Here is a 19,285-nt window from a genome sequence, read left to right as displayed (position 1 = left end):
TTTCTTTGTGCATCTGGCATGACATTGCCGCACGGATGGCGATTAGGCGTTCCAGAGCCAGATCACCGGCAGTGCGGCGATGGTGATCACCACCAGGGCCAGCCAGGAACGGGCGGGATGGCGGGCCTGGGCGCCGGTCGAGGGGGCGTCTTCGGGCTCGCCCGCCAGGGACTTGCGGCCGGTGATCATCGCCCCCACCAGACGCTCCCCCTTCAGGCGATGCACCACCAGGGCCAGCAGGTGCGCCGCGATCAGCCCCATCAGCAGGTTGGCGTTGAGGTGGTGCAGCCCGGCCAGGGTGCGGGCGGTGCTGCGGTCCACCAGGCCATGCAGGGGGGCATTGAAGAAGATGTCGTCGGTCAGGAAGAGGCCGCTGACGGCCTGGAAGGTCAGCGACAGCAGCATCACCATCACCATGAGGCCGCCCAGGGGATTGTGGCCGGCGAAGAGGGGCAGACGCCCGCTCATCAGGCGCCGGGCATAGCCCCACAGGGTGGCCGGCGAATAGAGGAAGCTGCCGAAGCGGGCGTGATGGCTGCCCACCAGGCCCCACAGCCAGCGGAACAGCAGCAGGCCAATCAGCACGTAGCCGCCCCGGGCGTGGATATCGATCGGGAAGATGAAGGGCGCCCCGTCAGTCTTCATGGTGTAGAACGCCAGCGCCACGCAGCCGACCAGCCCCCAGTGAAAGAGCCGTGTCGGCACATCCCAGACTTTCAGTCGCGTCATCTTGCCTCCTTGCTGATTGCAGTGGATTCTCCGGCCCCGGGCTGCCAAAGCCAGTTTTTTGGCTTACCATGAGCGATTCCATCGACACCACCCCCATGCCGGTGGCCCGCAGAAGGAGTGTACCTCTTGTCATCGCCCAACGCCTGGCGCGAGGCCGGCACGCTGACCGTGCCGGTGATGTTCGGCTACCTGCCGCTGGGGGCCGCCTTCGGCATCCTGGCCATCGAGGTGGGCATCCCGGTCTGGGCCGCCCTGCTGATGTCGCTGGCCATCTACGCCGGGGCCGGCCAGTTCCTGGCGGTGGCGCTTCTTGCCGCCGGTGCCGGCCTGGTCGAGGTGGCGGTGGCCACCCTGATGCTCAACTCGCGGCACCTGTTCTACGGGCTCTCGCTGCTCAGGCGCTTCAAGGGCGCCGGCTGGCGCAAGCCCTACCTGATCTTCTCGCTCACCGATGAGACCTACTCGCTGTTGACCACCCTGCCGCCGGAGCGCGCCCGGGACCATGCCCTGGCCTTTCGCATCGGCCTGCTGAACCAGGCCTGGTGGGTGCTCGGCTCCCTGGCCGGGGCGCTGATCGGCAGCACCCTGGCATTCGACAGCCGCGGCATCGAGTTCGCCCTCACCGCGCTCTTCATCGTGCTCACCCTGGAGCAGGCGCGCCGGCTGCGCCAGGCGCTGCCCTTCGTGATTGCCCTGGCAACGGGCATCGGAGCCCTGCTGCTGGTGCCCGACCGCCACCTGCTGCTTGGCGCGATCGGCGCGGCGAGCCTGGTACTGCTGGCCCACTACCGGTTCCAGCGCCCGGCCCGGCCCCAGGAGAGTCGCCCATGAGCCACACCACCCTGCTGCTGTTCATCGCGGTGTGCGCCCTGGCCACCTTCGCCACCCGGGTGATCCCCTTCGTGGCCCTGGCCCGTCAGGCCGAGCACCCGCTGATCCTGCACCTGGGCCGCTATCTGCCCCCCACGGTGATGATGATCCTGGTGATCTATGCGCTGCGCGACTTCCGCCCGCTGGCCGAGGGCCAGCTCAACGCCGCGGCCAATGGCTGGCCGATGATCCTGGCCTCCCTGGCGGTGGTCACGCTGCACCTGTGGCGGCGCAACGCCCTGCTCTCCATCATCGGCGGCACCGCGGCCTACATGGCCATGGTGCAGCTGGGCTGGACACCTTGAGCGCGCATCGTCATATGCTTAGGGTCACAAAACCCGCCCGATAAAGGTAAAGGGTGTTGAGCTGAAGGCGCGCAGAGGCGACCATGCAAGAAACTTCGAGGAGATTTCCATGACACGCAACATCGCCGATATCCGCCGCGACTATGAAGGGGGACAGCTCGACGAGGCCCAGGCCACCGAGAACCCCATGGAGCTGTTCGAGGAGTGGCTGGCACTCGCGCTCGAGAGCGAGGGCGATGACGGCAACGCCATGACCCTTGCCACCGTGGACAGCCAGGGGCTGCCGCACGCGCGCATCGTCCTGCTCAAGGACATCGACGACCAGGGCCTGGTCTTCTACACCAACTACCACAGCCACAAGGGCAGCGAGCTCACCAATGTCCCGAATGCCGCTCTGGTATTCTGGTGGCCCAGCCTGGCGCGCCAGGTGCGGGTCGAGGGCAGCGTCGAACAGGTCAGCGCCGAGGAGTCCGACGCCTATTTCGCCAGCCGTCCGCGGGCCAGTCAGCTGGGCGCCTGGGTGGCCACCCAGAGCGTGGTGATTCCCGGGCGCACCTGGATCGAGGAGCGCCAGAGCCGTTTCGAGCAGGCCTACGAGGGACAGGAGATCCCGCGCCCCGTGCACTGGGGCGGCTACCGCGTGGTGCCCACCATGATCGAGTTCTGGCAGGGCCAGCCCAGCCGCCTCCACGACCGCATCCGCTACGAGGCCCGCGACGGCCAGTGGCAGCACTTCCGCATGGCCCCCTGAGCGACCCTGCGGCCCGACACAAACCGCAGATCGACAACGCGAGACCCCCGCCACCGGCGGGGGTCTCGCGTTGGGGGCCGCGTGGCGTTCGCACTCAGTCGGGCAGGCTCTCCAGGCGATGGCGCTGCCATTCGCTCTGGGGCTCGTTGAGGCGCAGCACCGCATCCACCACCTGCTCCTCCATGTTGTAGCGCTGGCTGAACCCCAGGTGCTTCATCAGGGCGCGCATCGGGTGGTTGTCCACCATGATCTTGCCGATCATCTCCAGGGTGCCGACACTGCGACAGTAGTCGATCATCTTGTTCATGAGCAGGCTGCCGATGCCGAGCCCCTGGAGGTCATCGCGGATGATCACCGAGAACTCGGTGCGGATGTTGTCCGGGTCGTTCCACACTCGCACCACGCCGAGCATCTCCTTGCTGCCATCCTCCTGCAGGTGTTCGGCGATGAACGCCATCTGCCGGTCGTAGTTGATGTGCGAGAGCATCGACAGGTCGCGCTGGGTGAGGTCCGACTTGTTGTGGAAGTAGCGGAAGCGGATGCTCTCCTCGGAGAGCTGGCGGTGGAAGCTGGTGATCAGCGGGGCGTCCTCGGCCCGGATCGGGCGCACCTCCACCTCCCAGCCGTTCTTGAGGGTCACCCACTCTCGCAGCTCCTCCGGGTAGGGCATGATCGCGAAGCGGGCAGGGGTGCCGAGGTCCATGGCGAAGTCCACCGCCACCATCTCGTCACGGTTGAGCAGCAGCGGGTTGATCTCCATGCCGCGCAGCTCCAGCAGGTCGCTGGCCATCTGCGACAGCTTGACCAGCAGCTGGCATAGCCGGCCGATATCGCGCTGCGGGTCGCTGGAGTGCTCGTGGATCAGGCGTGCCACGTGGGTGCGATCCACCATGTCCTCGGCCAGGGTCATGTTCAGCGGCGGCAGCGCCACCTGGCGGTCGGCCAGGATATTGACCTTGTAGCCGCCGATGCCGAAGACGATCACCGGGCCGAACACCGGGTCCCGGGTGACCCCGGCGCACACCTGCAGCGAGTGCTTGCCGCGCTGCATGGGCTGCAGGCAGTACTCGCGAACCCTGAAGGCGGGATACTTCTCACTCACCTGTTCGCCGAGCAGCGCGACCCCCTCGGCCACCTGCTCGGGGCTCTTCAGGTCCTGCAGCAGCCCCGCCGAGACCCGGTGGGGATGCTTGCGATAGCGAAACGGCCGGCAGTTCCCCTCGTGCACCACCTTGAGCGCCATGGCGCCATCGAACGCCTCCGCCGCCTCGGCGCCCTCCTCGGGGGTCGCCACGTAGCGGCTCTGGGCCACCGGAATGCCGTAGGCCTCCAGCACCTGGGCGGTCTCCGAGTGGGAGAGCGTCTCGCGCCCCTCGGCCTTGGCCTCCCGGATCAGGGTGCGGCAGCGGGCGCGGATGTCCGGCGTGGTGGCAAACGGCAGGCTGGGTGGAGTCTCCTGCAGCAGCGCCTGCACCCGCTGGTAGTCCACCATGTGCATGAAGGCGTTGATCGCCTTCTCGGGGGAGACATAGGTGGGAATCCCCGCCAGGTTGCACTCGTGGCGCGCCGAGAGCGCCTCCTCGAGCCCCATGAAGCTGGTCAGCAGGTTGCGGCGAAAGCGCTTGCGGTTGGCCACCACCGCCTCGGCGGTGGTCCTGGAGGGCGCCAGGCGGGTCGGCGCATGCACCACCAGCACGGCATCGACGCCGGGGTCGGCGGCCACGATCTCGATGGCATCGACGAACTTCTCGGGGGTGGCGTTGCCGCCCAGGTCCACCGGGTTCTCCCCTGGCTTGCTCATGTCGAAGTCGCCCTGCCTGAGGGCGCGGCGCGTCTCCTCGGTGAACAAGGCCAGCTTGCCCCCGGCGTGGATCAGCTTGTCGATCGCCAGCATGGCGGGGCCCAGGCCGTTGGAGACGATCGCCAGGCGGTCGCCGCGCAGCGGCTTCATGCGCGACAGGGTCATCAGCGCATCGAAGAGCTCGTCGGAGTCGTGGACGCGCACCACCCCGGCCCGGGAGAAGGCCGCATCGAAGATCTGGTCGCGGTTGGCGACCCCCGGCGTGGGCGGCAGGCCGGTGAGGTCCGACTGGGGCGTGCGGCCGCTCTTGATGGCCAGCACCAGGCGGTTGCGCGAGGCGTCGCGCAGCGCGGTCATGAAGTGCTGGGCGTCGAGGATCTTCTCCAGATGGAGCAGGATCGCCTGGGTCGGCGAGAACTGGTTGATGTAGTCGAGCAGGTCGGGAAGCATCACGTCGACGCTGTCGCCGAGGGTGATCAGGTGCGAGAAGCCGACACCGCGCCCCGCCGCCCAGTCGATCATCGCCGTGCCGAGCATGCCCGACTGGCCCAGGTAGGCCACCTTGCCGGCCTTGATCGGCCGGTTGGCATAGGAGGCGTTGAGCTTGCGGCCCGGCACGATCAGCCCCATGCACTCGGGCCCCAGCACGCGGATCCCCGACTGGCGAGCGGCATCGAGCATGCGCTGGCGGATCGAGGCCTTGCCGTCGCGGGCCTCGTCCAGATGGGAGCCACCGGAGAGCACCAGGGCGGCGCGCACCCCGATGCTGCCCAGCCGCGCGATGCGCCCCGGCACCGTGGCCACCGGCGAGCAGATGACAGCGAGGTCCGGGGCCTCGGGAAGCTGGCCGATGCGCGCGAAGGCGGGCTGGCCGAAGACGCTCTCGTACCCCTTGGGGTTCACCGCCCAGATGGTGCCCGGAAAGCCAGCCTCCTGCAGGTTACGGATCACCAACCCGCCCAGGGAACTGGCCTTTTCCGAGGCGCCGATCACGGCGATGGTGCGAGGTTCGAAGAAGTGACGCAGGAAACGGGTGCTCAAGACGCTCTCCCGACGGCTGGTGGCTGGATTGGCTGCCTACTGTGTACGACCTATTGACACTGTCTGGCAAGGGATTAGGCAAAGTAAAGTGACGCCAGTCAGCCTGGAGGCACCGATGATCACCGGTTACATCACCCATCCCCACTGCCAGCTCCACCACATGGGCCCCGAGCACCCCGAGAGCCCGCTGCGGCTGGAGGCGATCCGCGCCAGGCTGTCCCTTTCCGGGCTGCTGCAGCAGACCATGCAGTCCGAGACCCGCGAGGCCACCGAGGAGGAGCTGGCGCGGGTCCACCCCCTGCGCCACCTGCGCGCCCTGGACAAATGCGTGCCCGAAGAGGGTATCGTCACCCTGGACAGCGACACCATGATGAACCCGGACAGCCTCAACGCCGCCCGGGTGGCCGCGGGGGCGGTGATCCGCGGCGTCGACCAGGTCTTTCGCCAGCAGGCCGACAACGTCTTCTGTGCGGTGCGCCCCCCCGGCCACCATGCCGAGGCCACCGATGCCATGGGCTTCTGCTTCTACAACAACGTGGCGGTGGGGGCCGCCCACGCCCGCGCCAAGTACGGGGCGCGGCGCATCGCCATCCTCGACTTCGACGTGCACCAGTGCAACGGCACCATCGACATCTTCAAGGATGACCCCGATGTGCTGGTCTGTACCAGCTTTCAGTACCCCTTCTACCCCTGGCGCTACCTGCGCAGCGAGTGGCAGAACGTGGTCAATACCCCGCTGGAGGCCGGCACCGACGGCGCCGCCTTCCGCCGCGCCATAGAGGATGACTGGCTGCCCGCCCTGCACCGCTTCAAGCCGGAGCTTGTGCTGCTCTCCTCGGGCTTCGATGCCCACCGCGAGGACGAGATGGCCGAGCTGTGCCTGGAGGAGGAGGACTTCTACTGGATCACCCATATGGCCATGGAGATCGCCGCCCTCTACGCGGATAACCGGCTGGTCTCGGTGCTCGAGGGCGGCTATCACCTGGACTCCCTGGGGCGCAGCGTCGAGGCCCACCTCAAGGCGCTGCTCGGCCAGCCCTTCGGCGACGCCCCCGCACCCTCGGCCTGAGGTTTCCTGTCGGCGGGAAACGTTCCCCGCCGACGGCAGCGCCGGGTCGGCCTGAGAACGGCGTTATCGCCGACGGGCTGTGATAAGCTTGAGGAAACCTGTTTCCGATAGTGAATTTCTGCCGATGACCGCCACCACCGATCAGGACGCCGCCCTGCGCATCGCCTCGGGCCGCAAGCCGCTCGTCGAACCGCTGCGCCTCGGCGAGCGCCTGCGCGAGATCCGCCTGGCCAACCAGTGGACCCTGGAAGACGTCAGCCAGCGCACCGGGCTCGCCCGCTCCACCCTCTCCAAGATCGAGAACGACCAGATCTCGCCTACCTTCACCGCCGTGCAGAAGCTGATCGGCGGGCTCGGCATCGACCTGCCCCAGCTGCTCACGCCGCCTCGCCAGCAGAGCCGTACCATGGGCCGCCGCGACCTGACCCGCCGCGGCCACGGGCAGCAGCACCCCACCCCCACCTATGAGCACGAGCTGCTCAGCTGCGAGCTGGCCCAGAAGCGCATGATTCCCTTCAAGACCATCGTCCGGGCGCGCAGCTTCGATGAGTTCGGCGAGTGGGTGCGCCACGACGGCGAGGAGTTCCTGATGGTGCTCGACGGCGAGATCCTGCTCTATACCGAGTTCTACGAGCCGCTGCGGCTCGAACAGGGCGACAGCATCTACTTCGACAGCGACATGGGCCACGCCCTGATCTCGGTGAGCGATGAGGATGCCGTGGTGCTGTCGGTCTGCACCCGGGTCGACGCCGCCTGAGTCAGCCCCTGGCGCCAGCCGCCCGGTCTCCCGGGCGGCGCTGAGGGATGGCATCCAGCACCAGGCGCTCGCCGGCGTGGATCGCCTGGAAGTGGCGCCCCTTGGCGCGGGCGATCAGCATCACCCCGAAACGGCTGGCGAGCTCGACCCCCTTCTGGGTCACCCCGGAGCGCGACACCAGCACCCCGATGCCCATCTGGGCCACCTTGAGCACCATCTCCGAGGTGAGCCGCCCGGTGGTGTAGAAGATATCCGCCTGCCCCGAATCCGCCTCTGCCAGCCACTGCCGCCCCGCCAGGGTATCCACGGCGTTGTGGCGGCCCACGTCCTCCACGAAGTCCAGCACCCGGGCCTGATGGCACAGCGCACAGCCGTGCACCGCTCCGGCGCTGCGGTAGGTCTGGTTGTGCTCGCCGAGGTTCTCCAGCAGCGCATAGAGGGTCGACTGGCGCAGCGGCGTCTCGGCCAGCGGGCGGCGAGGCACCGCATCGAGCAGCCGGCCGAACACCGTGCCCTGGCCGCAGCCGGTGGTCACGGTGCGATGCCCCAGACGCTCCTCGAGATCCTCCGGCAGGTGTCGGGTCACCACCGCCGCGGCCTCTACCTCCCAGTCCACGTGCACCGCCACGAGATCGTCGCCGCTGGTCAGCAGCCCCTGGTTGCGCAGGTAGCCCACCACCAGCGCCTCGGGGTCATCGCCCAGGGTCATCAGGGTGACAATCTCGCGCCTGTTGAGATAGAGGGTCAGCGCGCGCTCGGCGGCGATGGCCTGGCGACGGGACTCGCCGAACTCGTCGAGGACCTCGATCTCCAGGGTGGCGGGCAGGCGGGCATGGCTGCGGGTGAACGGCATGAGGCGTCTCGTCTGTGGTGGGTGGGTGCCGACGGCGACTTGACCATCATGGCACCCTGGCGCCTTACTGTCTCCAGTACCGCCGCCATCACCGCCCTCGGCTCCCCCCATCCACAACAACAGGAGCGTGCCGTGACAGACGCCCACCATCTGCGCCCCGTCGGCATCACCCTGGCGGCCCGTGAGCACACCATCAACGGCTTCCGGGCTACCCAGTGGCACATCGCGGACCTGACCCCGGAGCGGGGCGGCGATGCCACCCTGTGGCTGCAGCTCACCATGACCGAGCGCGCCGCCTACCGCTTCAATCTCTCCTCGGGCAACCCTCGCCTCTTCGTGCGCGCCGGCTTTACCGGCGGCCCCGCCAGCGCCGCCGCCATCACCGCCAGCCAGGACGTGGCCGCCGCCTGGATGGACGGCGAGCAGCAGGTGCTCGAAGCCCCCATGCCCCTGGCCATCCAGGTGTGGATCGAGGCCTATCTGGCCCGCCACGGCGAGGCGCCCGTGGAGGAGCGCAAGAAGAAGCGCAAGGGCGCCGGACGCGCCCGGGAGGCTCAGCCATGAACCGCCTGGAGCGTTGGTCGCGCCGCAAGCGCGGCCTGGAGGCCGAGCCCGCCGCCTCGGCGGAGGCGGTGCCACCTCCGCACGAGGCAGCGGCCGCCAGCGACGAGCCGGACGCCCCGCCCCCCCTGCTGGACGATACCCTCCCCGACCCCGAGAGCCTGCCGCCCGGCAGCGAGGTCAGCCGCTATCTGCAGGAGGGGGTCAGCCAGGCGCTGCGCCGCCGTGCCCTTCGCCGCCTCTGGCAGGCCGACCACTACCAGGTCCGCGACGGCCTCGACGACTACGACGGCGACTACAGCCAGCTCGAGCCCATGACCAGGGAGGTCGCCGAACGCCTGCGACACTGGAGCCGGCGGGTCAACGAGGCCCTCGAGCCCGAAGAAGCCATCGAGGAGGCCGCCCCTGACGAGGAGCCAGCGCGGGGCGCCGACGACGAGGCTCACCCCCCGGGCGCGCCCGCCCCGGATGTGGCATCGGACGGACGCGACCAAGGTGGCATAGGTCATATTAGCGATTCTCGACAAGACTGAGAGGAGCCCTACCCCCCAACAACAAGAGGTGTTCATGCCCCCCCCCATCGCCCTGACGTCGCTGGATGACCGGCGCAACCGTGCCGCCCGCGACGCCGCCAGGCGCCGCATCTCCTGGCCGGCCAACCTGGCTCCCGAGACTGTGGAGTTCGAGAGCCAGGGCCATCTGCTGATCCTGGGCAGCGAACTCGACGCGCGGCGCGCCGCCGCCACGCTGATCGACCGGCTGCCGGGCATCGCCCTGCTGGTGACCGAGCGCTCCAGCGCCGAGGATGACCCGGCGCTGGAGCAGATCTGGCAGGCTACCGCCGCCCTGCCCTGCCATACCGCCGCCAACGCCGACGCCCTGCGCCTCGAGGGCTACCTGGGACGCTTCCTGGCCACCCTGGCGCTGGACGGGGAGAGTGTGAACCTGGCCCAGGCAACCTTGGGGCGGCCCCGCTTCGACCAGGTCCTCGACCTCGGCGCCCGGCCGCACCTGACCCTGGAGCTGCCCCCGCCGGGCTACCTGGCCGTGCGCTGGGGCAGCGCCGAGGCCGACCAGGCGCTGGAGACGCTGGCCGCCTCCGTCGGCGTCTTCGAAGCCCCTCGTCACGTGCAGATCAACGCCGATCTCTGCGCCCACCAGCGCAGCGGCCTGCCCGGCTGCACCCGCTGCCTGGAGACCTGCCCGGCCGACGCCCTGGCCAGCCGCCAGGGCCGGGTCGAGGCCTGGATCGAGGTCGACCCGCACCGCTGCCACGGAGCGGGCAGCTGTGCCAGCGCCTGCCCCACCGGGGCCATCGAGTATCGCCTGCCGCACCCCGCCCCCCTGGAGGGCTACCTCGCGGGGCTGCTCGGCGCCTATGGCGAGGCCGGGGGGGAGCACCCGGTGGTGCGCTTCGTCAGCGAGGCGCGCCGCCGCTGTGAAGCCACCGAGCCGGCCGGCCATGTGCTCGACATCGAGCTGGAGGAGCTCGGCGCCGCCGGGCTCGATCACTGGCTCGCCGCCCTGGCGGCCGGCGCCGCCGAGGTGCGCCTGCAGCGCGATGCCGAGACCCCTCCGACCCTGCAGCAGCAGCTCGAGGCCCAGGCTGTCCAGGCCAGGGAGCTGCTCTCGGCCCTGGGGCACCGCCCCGAGCGTCTGGCATGGCTCCCCATCGAGGACGACGGCAGCGCACGCGACGCCCTGCCCCGGGAGGCGGCGCTGATCGCGCGCCCCCAGGCCGAGGCTGCGGGTGGCAAGCGCGAGCGCCTCAATGCCACCCTCGACTGGCTGGCCGCCCAGGGGGCCCCCAGCGGCGAGTGCCACTCCCTGCCCGCCGGTGCGCCCTTCGGCGCCATCGAGGTGGACACCGAGCGCTGCACGCTGTGCCAGGGCTGCGTGGCGCTCTGTCCCACCCCGGCACTCTCCGGCGGTGACGACACCACCCCGCGCCTGGCCTTCCGAGAGGCCGACTGCATCCAGTGCGGCCTCTGTGCGGCCGGCTGTCCGGAGCAGGCGATCCGTCTCGCGCCGGGGTTCCTCGCCGCGCCCGAGCGGCGCGAGACCCGCCTGATCAAGGAGGAGCCAGCCTTCGCCTGCATCCGCTGCGGCAAGCCCTTCGCCACCGCCAGCACGATCGCCAGCATCCAGCGCAAGCTGGCCGACCACCCCTATTTCGCCGGCGAGGCCCGCGCACGCCTCGAGATGTGCGAGGACTGCCGCGTCCAGGACGTCTGGCAGGAGCTCGCCCGCGACCCCGAACGCCAGCTGAAGGTGTAGCCATGCATGACAACCGCCAGACCGTGGCCGAGGTGGAGGAGACGCAAGCCCTGCGCGCCGATATCTACCGCCTGCTTGCCCGGCTGCTGCTCGCTCCGCCGGATGCCGAGCTGCTCGATTTCCTTGCCTACCTCGAACCCGACGAGGACGGGGGCGAGATGACCGCCGCCTGGCAGGAGCTGACCGATGCCGCCCGGACGACCTCCCCCGAGGCGGCCGCCCGGGCGCATTTCGAGCTGCTGGTCGGGGTGATTCAGGGGGATATCACGCCCTACGCCTCCTGGTACCTGCACGGCACCCTGATGGACGAGCCCCTGGTGGCCCTGCGGCGCGACCTGCGCCGGCTGGGCATCGCCCGGGCCGAGGAGAGCCGGGACCCCGAGGACCATCTGGGCGCCCTGTTCGAAGTGATGGCGCTGCTGGTCGAGGGCGGCACCCCGGACCAGGCGGTCTTCTTCCATCGGCACCTGACTGCGTGGGCGCAGCGTTGCCTGGCCGACCTGGCGAGGGTGCCCCCCCCTATCTACGCTGCTATTGGGCGCCTGGGCCTTGCCTTTCTGGCGCAGGAGCGGCCGCACTTCGAGGCCATGGCCGAGGAGTCACCGGTACGCATGATCGACCCGGCTGCCGGCTAGCCGCCCTGGCCACTCGACTGGCCCGACCGACAACAATCAACAAGACGTCCCAACGCCTGACTCGAGGAACCACGCCATGAACCGACCCCACGACACCCAACGTCGCCGCTTCCTTCGTACCCTGGGGGCCGGCGGCGCCCTGGCCGGTACCACCGCTGTCATCGGCCATGTCAGCCTCAGCCAGGCAGACGCCCCACCTTCCCCTGAGCGCGAACCGGCGGAGAGGAACTACCGGGAAACCGAGCATATCCGCACCTACTACGCCACCCTGCGCGACTGAGCGCCCCGCCCAGGTCAGGAGGTAAGACACCATGCGTCTGACACGCAAGCAAGACACCCCACGCCCGGCGGGGCTCGGCATCTCCCGCCGGCAGTTCCTCAAGCGCAGCGGCGCGGCCACCGGGGGTCTGGCGGCTGCCGGCTTCATGGGCCACGGGATGATGCGTCCCGTCGAGGCAAGCGGCAAGACGCCGGTCCTCGACTCGCCGGTCGAGGTCAAGCGCACCATCTGCTCCCACTGCTCGGTGGGCTGTGGCACCTACGCCGAGGTGCAGGAGGGGATCTGGACGCGCCAGGAGCCCGCCTTCGACCACCCCATCAACCGCGGCGCCCACTGCGCCAAGGGGGCCTCGCTGCGGCAGCATGGTCACTCCAGCCGGCGCCTCAAGTACCCCATGAAGCTGGTCGGCGGCCAGTGGCAGCGCATGAGCTGGGACGAGGCCATCGATGAGATCGGCGACAAGGTCCTGGCGCTGCGCGAGGCCCACGGCCCCGACAGCATCTATTGGCTCGGCTCGGCCAAGTTCAACAACGAGCAGGCCTACCTGCTGCGCAAGTTTGCCTCCCTGTGGGGCACCAACAATACCGACCACCAGGCGCGCATCTGCCACTCCACCACGGTCGCCGGGGTGGCCAACACCTGGGGCTACGGGGCGATGACCAACTCGCTCAACGACATGCACAACAGCCGCTCGATGCTGTTCATCGGCTCCAACCCCGCCGAGGCCCACCCGGTGGCGATGCAGCACTTCCTGATCGCCAAGGAGCGCAACAGCTGCGACATCATCGTCGCCGATCCCCGCTTCACCCGCACCGCGGCCAAGGCCGATACCCATGTGCGCATTCGCCCCGGCTCCGATGTCGCCTTCATCTGGGGCCTCTTGTGGCACATCTTCGAGAACGGCTGGGAGGATCGCCAGTACATCCAGCAGCGGGTCTACGGCATGGACGAGGTGCGCGCCGAGGTCGCCACCTTTACCCCGAGGGTGGTGGAGGACGTCACCGGCGTGCCCGAGGCCACCATGCGGGACGTGGCGCAGCGCCTGGCCACCCAGAAGCCGGGCTGCATCGTCTGGTGCATGGGCGGCACCCAGCACACCACCGGCAACAACAACACCCGCGCCTACTGCATCCTCGAGCTGGCCCTTGGCAACATCGGCAAGTCCGGCGGCGGGGCGAATATCCTGCGCGGCCACGACAACGTCCAGGGCGCCACCGACCTCGGCCTCGACTCCAGCTCCCTGCCGGCCTACTACGGCCTGGCCGAGGGGGCCTGGCAGCACTGGGCGCGGGTCTGGGACGTCGACTACGAGTGGCTCAAGGGCCGCTTCGACCAGACCGAGTACCACGACGGCCTGCCCATGAACAGCAGCGGCATCACGGTCTCGCGCTGGGTCGACGGGGTGCTCGAGGAGGACGAGGCGATCTCCCAGCGCACCGCACTCAAGGCGATGTTCTACTGGGGCCATGCGGTCAACTCCCAGACCCGCGGCCCCGAGATGCGCCGCGCCATGCAGAAGCTCGAGATGATGGTGATCGTCGACCCCTACCCCACGGTGGCCGCGGTCATGCATGACCGCACCGACGGCGTCTATCTGCTGCCTGCCTGCACCCAGTTCGAGACCACCGGCAGCGTGACCGCCACCAACCGCTCGCTGCAGTGGCGCGACAAGGTGATCGAGCCGCTGTTCGAGTCCAAGCCCGACCACGAGATCATGTACCTGCTGGCCGAGAAGTTCGGCTTCGCCGAGGAGCTGACCCGCCATATCCAGGTCAACGGCAAGGAGCCGCTGATCGAGGACATCCTGCGCGAGATCAACCGCGGCACCTGGACCATCGGCTACACCGGCCAGAGCCCGGAGCGCCTCAAGGAGCACCAGAAGCACTGGCACACCTTCAGCTTCGAGGACCTGCGCGCCGAGGGCGGTCCCGCCGACGGCGACTACTACGGCCTGCCCTGGCCCTGCTGGGGCACGCCGGAGTTCGCCCACCCCGGCTCGCCCAACCTCTACGACCCCAGCGTGCCGGTCAAGGAGGGCGGCATGGGCTTCCGGGCGCGCTTCGGCATCGAGCGCAACGGCGTGAACCTGCTGGCCGAGGGCTCGGCCCCGGTCGCCGGCGAGCTCGACGATGGCTATCCCGAGTTCACCGACCAGATGCTCAAGGACCTGGGCTGGTGGGACGACCTCACCGACGAGGAGAAGGCCGCCGCCGAGGGCGAGAACTGGAAGACGGACCTCTCCGGGGGCATCCAGCGGGTGGCCATCGAGCACGGCTGCGCCCCCTACGGCAACGCCAAGGCACGCGCCGTGGTATGGACCTTCCCGGACCAGGTGCCCAAGCACCGCGAGCCGCTCTACACCACCCGTCGCGACCTGGTCGAGCAGTTCCCCACCTGGGACGACTTCCGCTCGCTGTTCCGGCTGCCCACCCTCTATCGCAGCATCCAGGAGAACGACAACTCCGACCGCTACCCGATCATCCTCACCTCGGGTCGCCTGGTGGAGTACGAGGGCGGCGGCGAGGAGACCCGCTCCATGTCGTGGCTCGCCGAGCTTCAGCAGGAGATGTTCGTCGAGGTCAATCCGGCGGATGCCAACGACATCGGCATCCGCGACGGCGACACCGTCTGGGTCGAGGGCGCCGAGGGCGGCCGCGTGCGGGTCAAGGCGCTGGTCACGCCGCGGGTCGGCCGCGGGGTGGCCTTCATGCCCTTCCACTTTGGCGGCATCTTCCAGGGCGAGAACCTCCACGACCGCTACCCGGAGGGGGCGGCGCCCTATGTGCTGGGCGAGGCAGCCAACACGGCGACCACCTACGGCTATGACCCTGTGACCCTGATGCAGGAAACCAAATGCACCATCTGTAGGATCGAGCGCGCCTGAGCGATCGACAGCGACCAGGAGAACAAGACATGGCACAGATGAAATTCATGTGCGACGCCGAGCGCTGCATCGACTGCAACGGCTGCGTCACCGCCTGCAAGAACGCCAACGATGTCCCCTGGGGCATCCAGCGCCGGCGGGTGGTGACCCTCAACGACGGCCAGGCCGACGAGGTCTCGATCTCGGTGGCCTGCATGCACTGCGACGACGCCCCCCTGCATGGCGGTCTGCCCCACGGACTGCTTCTACAAGACCGACGACGGCATCGTCCTGCACGACAAGGACCTCTGCATCGGCTGCGGCTATTGCCTCTATGCCTGCCCCTTCGGCGCCCCGCAGTTCCCCAAGCAGAACGCCTTCGGCGAGCGCGGCAAGATGGACAAGTGCACCTTCTGCGCCGGCGGACCGGCGGACAGCAGGGAGGAGGAGTACGAGAAGTACGGGGCCAACCGCATTGCCGAGGGCAAGCTGCCGCTGTGTGCCGAGATGTGTTCCACCAAGGCGCTGCTCGCCGGCGACGCTCAGACGGTGGCCGATATCTTCCGTCAACGGGTCATCCATCGCGGGCATCCCGACGGTGGCTGGTCGGGCAACCAGCGCCGCGAGCAGGAGCGCACCCGCGGCGGCGGCGATCTCTCCCAGGCCGATGCGCTGGCCTATGACGCGACCCGTCAGGGCTAGGAGGTGATGTCATGAGCCTGTGCCGAAATGGGCCCCTGAGGGGGCTGCTGCTGGCGGTGCTGCTGGCGCTGACCGCACTGCTCGCCACTCCCGCCATGGCCCAGGCGGAGACCGAACGCGAAGCGGCTACCGCGGTGGGCGGCGTCAGCCCCGATATCTGGCGCCAGGTGCGCAGCGGCGAGGTGGATGCCAACTTCCGCGACACCCGCTTCGACTCCACCTACAACCTGGTCAATTCAAGCGGCGAGCGCTGGCGGCAGCTGCGCAACCGCTGGGTCTCCCCCTTCGGCCTGATCGCCGTGGGCGGGATGATCGCGGCGATTGCGCTCTTCTACGTGATCATCGGTCGCAAGGACCTCAGCGAGCCGCGTACCGGCCGCAAGCTGTTGCGCTGGCCGCTGTTCGTGCGCTCGCTGCACTGGACGGTGGCCACGCTGTTCATCGTCCTGGCGCTCAGTGGCCTGAACCTGCTCTACGGCAAGTTCGTGTTTCGCTCGCTGTTCGGCGATGCGGTCTGGGGCGCGATGATCTCGGCCTCGAAGCTGGCCCATAACTACCTGGGCCCGCTGTTCGGCGTGCTGCTGATCGTGCTGCTGGCCAGGGTGCTCAAGCACAACTGGCCGAAGCGCCACGACCTCGAGTGGTTCCGTCAGGGCGGCGGCCTGGTGGGCAAGGGCCATCCCGATGCCGGCTTCGCCAACGGCGGCGAGAAGCTGTGGTTCTGGCTGCTGGCCACCGCCGGCCTTGCCGTCGTGGCCAGCGGCTTCGTGCTGGATTTCCCCAACTATGGCCAGAGCCGCGACACCATGCAGTGGGCCAACCTGATCCACGGGGTCGGCGCCCTGGGGCTTACCGCTGTGGCGCTGGGCCACATCTACATCGGCACCATCGGCTCGGAGGGGTCGCTGGAGGGCATGACCACCGGCTACGTGGACGAGACCTGGGCCAAGGACCACCACAACCTCTGGTACGAGGAGGTCAAGGACCAGGCGGTGCCCGAGGAACGCCTTGACGAGGCCAGTGCCAGCGATGGCGACGGCAGTGAGACGGCCTCCCGCCCCGGATGAATGGCGTTGAACCACCCCCCACACGACACCGCCTACGGGCGGTGTCTTTTGTTATGCTGGCTCCATCCTGACCCAACTCACCCAGGGAGAACGAGAGCGCCATGGACCATCTCGACGACGCCACCCGCACCGAACTCGAGGCCGCCGCCTTCCGCCGCCTGCTCAAGCACCTCGACGAGCACAAGGAGGTGCAGAACATCGACCTGATGATCCTGGCCGATTTCTGCCGCAACTGCCTCTCCAAGTGGCTGGTCAGCGCCGCCGAGGAGCGCGGGGAGGCGCTCGACTACGAGGCAGCCCGCGAGTATGTCTACGGCATGCCCTACTCGGAGTGGAAGGCGCACTACCAGCAGGAGGCGACCCCAGAGCAGCAGGCCGCCTTCGCGGCGCGCGAGGCCCAGAAGCAGGAGAAGGCGCGATGAGCGAACCGATGCTCCCCCTCGCCATCGCCGTGCTGACCATCTCCGATACCCGCACCGAGGCCACCGACCGCAGCGGCCAGTCGCTGGTGGATCGCCTGACCGAGGCCGGCCACCGCCTGGCCGATCGGCAGATCGTCCCCGACGACATCTACCGGATCCGTGCGGTGGTCTCGGCATGGATCGCCGACCCCGACGTCCAGGTGGTGCTGACCACCGGCGGCACCGGCTTTACCGGCAGGGACTCCACCCCCGAGGCCGTCAGGGTCCTGCTCGACAAGGAGATCGAGGGCTTCGGCGAGCTCTTCCGCCAGCTCAGTTGGGAGGAGATCGGCAGTTCCACGGTGCAGAGCCGCTGTCTGGGCGGGCTGGCCAACGCCACCGTGGTGTTCTGCCTGCCCGGCTCCACTGGCGCCTGTCGCACCGGGTGGGACGGCATCCTCGCCGAGCAGCTCGACAGTCGGCACAAACCGTGTAACTTCGCGAATCTCGTCATCCCCGAGCGAGGCCAACATGGCTGATCTCAAGCCCGTCGAGGCGGCGCTCACGGCGCTGCTGGAAGGGGTCATGCCCCTTCCCGGGGAGCGGCTCGCCTGCGAAGAGGCCTCCGGGCGCATCCTCGCCGAGTCGGTGCCGGCACGCCTCGACGTGCCCCCCTTCGACAACAGCGCCATGGACGGCTACGCGCTTTACCACGGCGATGCCGGCGGCTGGCTCAGGGTGAGCCAGCGCATCGCCGCGGGCGCTACCGGTGGCCCCCTGGAGCGCGGCACCTGCGCACGCATCTTCACCGGCGGCGCCATCCCCCCGGGGGCCGACTGCGTGGTGATGCAGGAGCGCTGCGAGCGCGATGGAGAGCGCGTGCACATCCCGCCGGAGGTCCCGGCCGGCGACAATGTCCGCCGCCGCGGCCGCGACGTCAGCACGGGTGACGAGCTGCTGCCGGCCGGCGAGCCCCTCGAGGCAGCGGCGCTCGGCCATCTCGCCGGCCAGGGCATCACCGAGGTGACGGTGCGCCGCCGCCCCCGGGTGGCGCTGCTCTCCACCGGGGACGAGATCGTCGACCCCGGCCGCCCCCTCGGCCCGGGTCAGATCTACAACTCCAACCGCCCCATGCTCAGGCGCTTGCTCGAGCGGTTCGGCGCCGAGGTGGTGCGGGTCGCCGCGATTCCCGACGATGCCGAGGGCACCCGCCAGGCCCTGGCCGCGGCGGCCCGGGAGGCCGACGTGGTGATCACCACGGGAGGCGTCAGCGTCGGCGAGGAGGATCACGTCAAGGCGGCGGTGGAGGCGCTGGGGCAGCTGGACCTGTGGCGCCTGGCTATCCGGCCCGGCAAGCCGCTGGCCCTGGGGCGGCTCCCCGCCGAGGGTCACGAGGCCCGCTTCGTGGGCCTGCCGGGAAATCCGGTATCGAGCTTCGTGGGGGCCTGGCTGTTCCTGCGCCCACTGATGGGCGCCCTGCTCGGCGCACCGGCTCTGCTCGAGCTGCCGCGCCTGGCGGCGCGCGCCGCCTTTGCTACCCAGACCGGCCCCCGCGCGCACTACATGCGCGTTCGCCTCGAATTCGGCACGGAGGGCATCAGTGCCCACGCCTTCCGCGACCAGAACTCCGGGGTGCTCTCCTCCTGCATCGCGGCGGATGCCCTGGCGGTGGTCCCGCCGGAGACGCGCCTCGAGGTGGGCGATAGGGTCGACTGCCTCTGGATCGGCGGGGCCTGAGCGTCTCGCCGGCTAGGGATGTGCCGGCACCTCCAGCGCCTGGCGCACTTCCGGCCACAGGCGCTGGAACTCCTCTTCCAGACGCCGCTGTTCCTCCTCGAGCCAGGGCACCAGCTCGGCCAGCCGATTGGGGCCGGAGAGGCGACGGCCGATACCGGCAATCGCCCGACAGGTGAAGGCGAAATCCGCATAGCGATGCAGCCAATCCTGCTCCACCAGCACCGGCACCAGCGTGGCCAGGCGGGCCGGCGCCGGCCGGGCCCGCAGCACCCGGTAGGTGCGGGCCACCAGGGGTGAGTGCCCGGCCTGAAGGCCCAGCTCCCGCGCCACGAAGTGATCCCACACCAGGTCCAGGGCGATCCCGGCATAGCGACGCTGGCGATCGGGCGCCCGGCGACGGATCCGCGCCACGACGGGATGCGCATCCACGAAGGCGTCGACTTGACGGTGGTGGCGAATGCCGGCGGCGACCCCCTCCGGCCAGGCGGAGAGGTCGCTCCCCTTCACCCCGTCGGCGATCAGGTTGCCCCACAGGAAGTCATCACTTCCGCCACGGGCCAGCCAGGCATGCGCCAGGAAGTTCACG

The 19,285-nt window shown here is 69.3% G+C and carries 20 protein-coding genes; 16 read left to right on the top strand and 4 right to left on the bottom strand.

What is annotated here, in order from left to right:
• Positions 1–42: 42 nt before the first annotated feature.
• A complete protein-coding gene (locus HIR79_RS10595) occupies positions 43–729 on the bottom strand; it encodes a cytochrome b/b6 domain-containing protein (RefSeq protein WP_169958335.1) in 687 nt (228 codons plus the stop codon).
• Between the two features lie 126 nt (positions 730–855).
• On the opposite strand from HIR79_RS10595, the gene HIR79_RS10590 reads away from it, so the two are divergent.
• From HIR79_RS10590 to pdxH, 3 genes are all read left to right on the top strand, one after another.
• Positions 856–1,560: an AzlC family ABC transporter permease gene (locus HIR79_RS10590; RefSeq protein ID WP_249322117.1), complete on the top strand. Its 705-nt coding sequence runs from the start codon at positions 856–858 to the stop codon at positions 1,558–1,560.
• Entirely contained in the window at positions 1,557–1,904 is a 348-nt protein-coding gene (locus HIR79_RS10585; RefSeq protein WP_110068722.1) for a branched-chain amino acid transporter permease, read from the top strand. Before HIR79_RS10590 ends, HIR79_RS10585 begins: the two co-directional genes overlap by 4 nt.
• Before the next feature lie 109 nt (positions 1,905–2,013).
• The gene (pdxH, locus tag HIR79_RS10580; protein WP_169958334.1) at positions 2,014–2,655 is read left to right on the top strand and encodes a pyridoxamine 5'-phosphate oxidase; all 642 of its coding nucleotides are present in this window, start codon (positions 2,014–2,016) and stop codon (positions 2,653–2,655) included.
• A gap of 94 nt (positions 2,656–2,749) precedes the next feature.
• Here pdxH and HIR79_RS10575 read toward each other — a convergent pair whose 3' ends face one another.
• Positions 2,750–5,497 (bottom strand): bifunctional acetate--CoA ligase family protein/GNAT family N-acetyltransferase, encoded by a 2,748-nt coding sequence (locus HIR79_RS10575; protein ID WP_169958333.1) that lies wholly within the window; start codon positions 5,495–5,497, stop codon positions 2,750–2,752.
• A 115-nt stretch (positions 5,498–5,612) separates the two neighbouring features.
• Here HIR79_RS10575 and HIR79_RS10570 point away from each other — a divergent pair, with 115 nt between their 5' ends.
• Together HIR79_RS10570 and HIR79_RS10565 are read left to right on the top strand one after the other, a co-directional pair.
• A complete protein-coding gene (locus HIR79_RS10570; RefSeq protein ID WP_169958332.1) occupies positions 5,613–6,566 on the top strand; it encodes a histone deacetylase family protein in 954 nt (317 codons plus the stop codon).
• 124 nt (positions 6,567–6,690) lie between these two features.
• The gene (locus tag HIR79_RS10565) at positions 6,691–7,323 is read left to right on the top strand and encodes a helix-turn-helix domain-containing protein (RefSeq protein ID WP_119021083.1); all 633 of its coding nucleotides are present in this window, start codon (positions 6,691–6,693) and stop codon (positions 7,321–7,323) included.
• Between the two features lies 1 nt (position 7,324).
• On the opposite strand, the gene HIR79_RS10560 is transcribed toward HIR79_RS10565, so the two are convergent.
• Entirely contained in the window at positions 7,325–8,176 is an 852-nt protein-coding gene (locus HIR79_RS10560; protein ID WP_169958331.1) for a formate dehydrogenase accessory sulfurtransferase FdhD, read from the bottom strand.
• A 132-nt stretch (positions 8,177–8,308) separates the two neighbouring features.
• Between HIR79_RS10560 and HIR79_RS10555 the strand changes: the two genes are divergently transcribed.
• The 11 genes from HIR79_RS10555 (at position 8,309) to HIR79_RS10505 (ending at position 18,699) form a co-directional block, all read left to right on the top strand.
• Complete coding sequence (locus tag HIR79_RS10555; protein ID WP_249322116.1) at positions 8,309–8,740, top strand: DUF3305 domain-containing protein; 432 nt, start codon at positions 8,309–8,311, stop codon at positions 8,738–8,740.
• Positions 8,737–9,270 (top strand): DUF3306 domain-containing protein, encoded by a 534-nt coding sequence (locus HIR79_RS10550; RefSeq protein WP_169958330.1) that lies wholly within the window; start codon positions 8,737–8,739, stop codon positions 9,268–9,270. Before HIR79_RS10555 ends, HIR79_RS10550 begins: the two co-directional genes overlap by 4 nt.
• Positions 9,271–9,304: 34 nt before the next feature.
• Positions 9,305–11,014 carry a 4Fe-4S dicluster domain-containing protein gene (locus tag HIR79_RS10545; protein ID WP_169958329.1) on the top strand — a complete coding sequence of 570 codons (1,710 nt, stop codon included), beginning with the start codon at positions 9,305–9,307 and terminating at the stop codon, positions 11,012–11,014.
• A gap of 2 nt (positions 11,015–11,016) precedes the next feature.
• A complete protein-coding gene (locus tag HIR79_RS10540; protein WP_169958328.1) occupies positions 11,017–11,649 on the top strand; it encodes a TorD/DmsD family molecular chaperone in 633 nt (210 codons plus the stop codon).
• A 76-nt stretch (positions 11,650–11,725) separates the two neighbouring features.
• On the top strand, positions 11,726–11,929 hold the full coding sequence (locus HIR79_RS10535; protein WP_169958327.1) for a twin-arginine translocation signal domain-containing protein: 204 nt from the start codon (positions 11,726–11,728) through the stop codon (positions 11,927–11,929).
• A gap of 31 nt (positions 11,930–11,960) precedes the next feature.
• Positions 11,961–14,813: a formate dehydrogenase subunit alpha gene (locus HIR79_RS10530; RefSeq protein WP_169958326.1), complete on the top strand. Its 2,853-nt coding sequence runs from the start codon at positions 11,961–11,963 to the stop codon at positions 14,811–14,813.
• Positions 14,814–15,032: 219 nt separating this feature from the next.
• On the top strand, positions 15,033–15,494 hold the full coding sequence (locus tag HIR79_RS10525; protein WP_249322115.1) for a 4Fe-4S dicluster domain-containing protein: 462 nt from the start codon (positions 15,033–15,035) through the stop codon (positions 15,492–15,494).
• An 11-nt stretch (positions 15,495–15,505) separates the two neighbouring features.
• Positions 15,506–16,561 (top strand): formate dehydrogenase subunit gamma, encoded by a 1,056-nt coding sequence (locus tag HIR79_RS10520; protein WP_169958325.1) that lies wholly within the window; start codon positions 15,506–15,508, stop codon positions 16,559–16,561.
• A gap of 101 nt (positions 16,562–16,662) precedes the next feature.
• Positions 16,663–16,983, top strand: coding sequence for a DUF1244 domain-containing protein (locus HIR79_RS10515; protein ID WP_169958324.1), 321 nt, complete (start codon positions 16,663–16,665; stop codon positions 16,981–16,983).
• Entirely contained in the window at positions 16,980–17,501 is a 522-nt protein-coding gene (gene moaB / locus HIR79_RS10510; protein WP_169958323.1) for a molybdenum cofactor biosynthesis protein B, read from the top strand. Before HIR79_RS10515 ends, moaB begins: the two co-directional genes overlap by 4 nt.
• The gene (locus HIR79_RS10505) at positions 17,494–18,699 is read left to right on the top strand and encodes a molybdopterin molybdotransferase MoeA (protein WP_169958322.1); all 1,206 of its coding nucleotides are present in this window, start codon (positions 17,494–17,496) and stop codon (positions 18,697–18,699) included. The genes moaB and HIR79_RS10505 overlap by 8 nt, the downstream gene beginning before the upstream one ends.
• A gap of 12 nt (positions 18,700–18,711) precedes the next feature.
• On the opposite strand, the gene HIR79_RS10500 is transcribed toward HIR79_RS10505, so the two are convergent.
• On the bottom strand, positions 18,712–19,284 hold the full coding sequence (locus HIR79_RS10500) for an acyl carrier protein phosphodiesterase (protein ID WP_169958321.1): 573 nt from the start codon (positions 19,282–19,284) through the stop codon (positions 18,712–18,714).
• Position 19,285 lies beyond the last annotated feature (1 nt).

The sequence above is a fragment of the Halomonas sp. PGE1 genome, from assembly GCF_013000985.1.
In the GTDB taxonomy this organism is placed as follows: Bacteria; Pseudomonadota; Gammaproteobacteria; order Pseudomonadales; family Halomonadaceae; genus Halomonas; species Halomonas alkalicola.
This window is presented reverse-complemented; position numbering and strand designations above follow the sequence as displayed.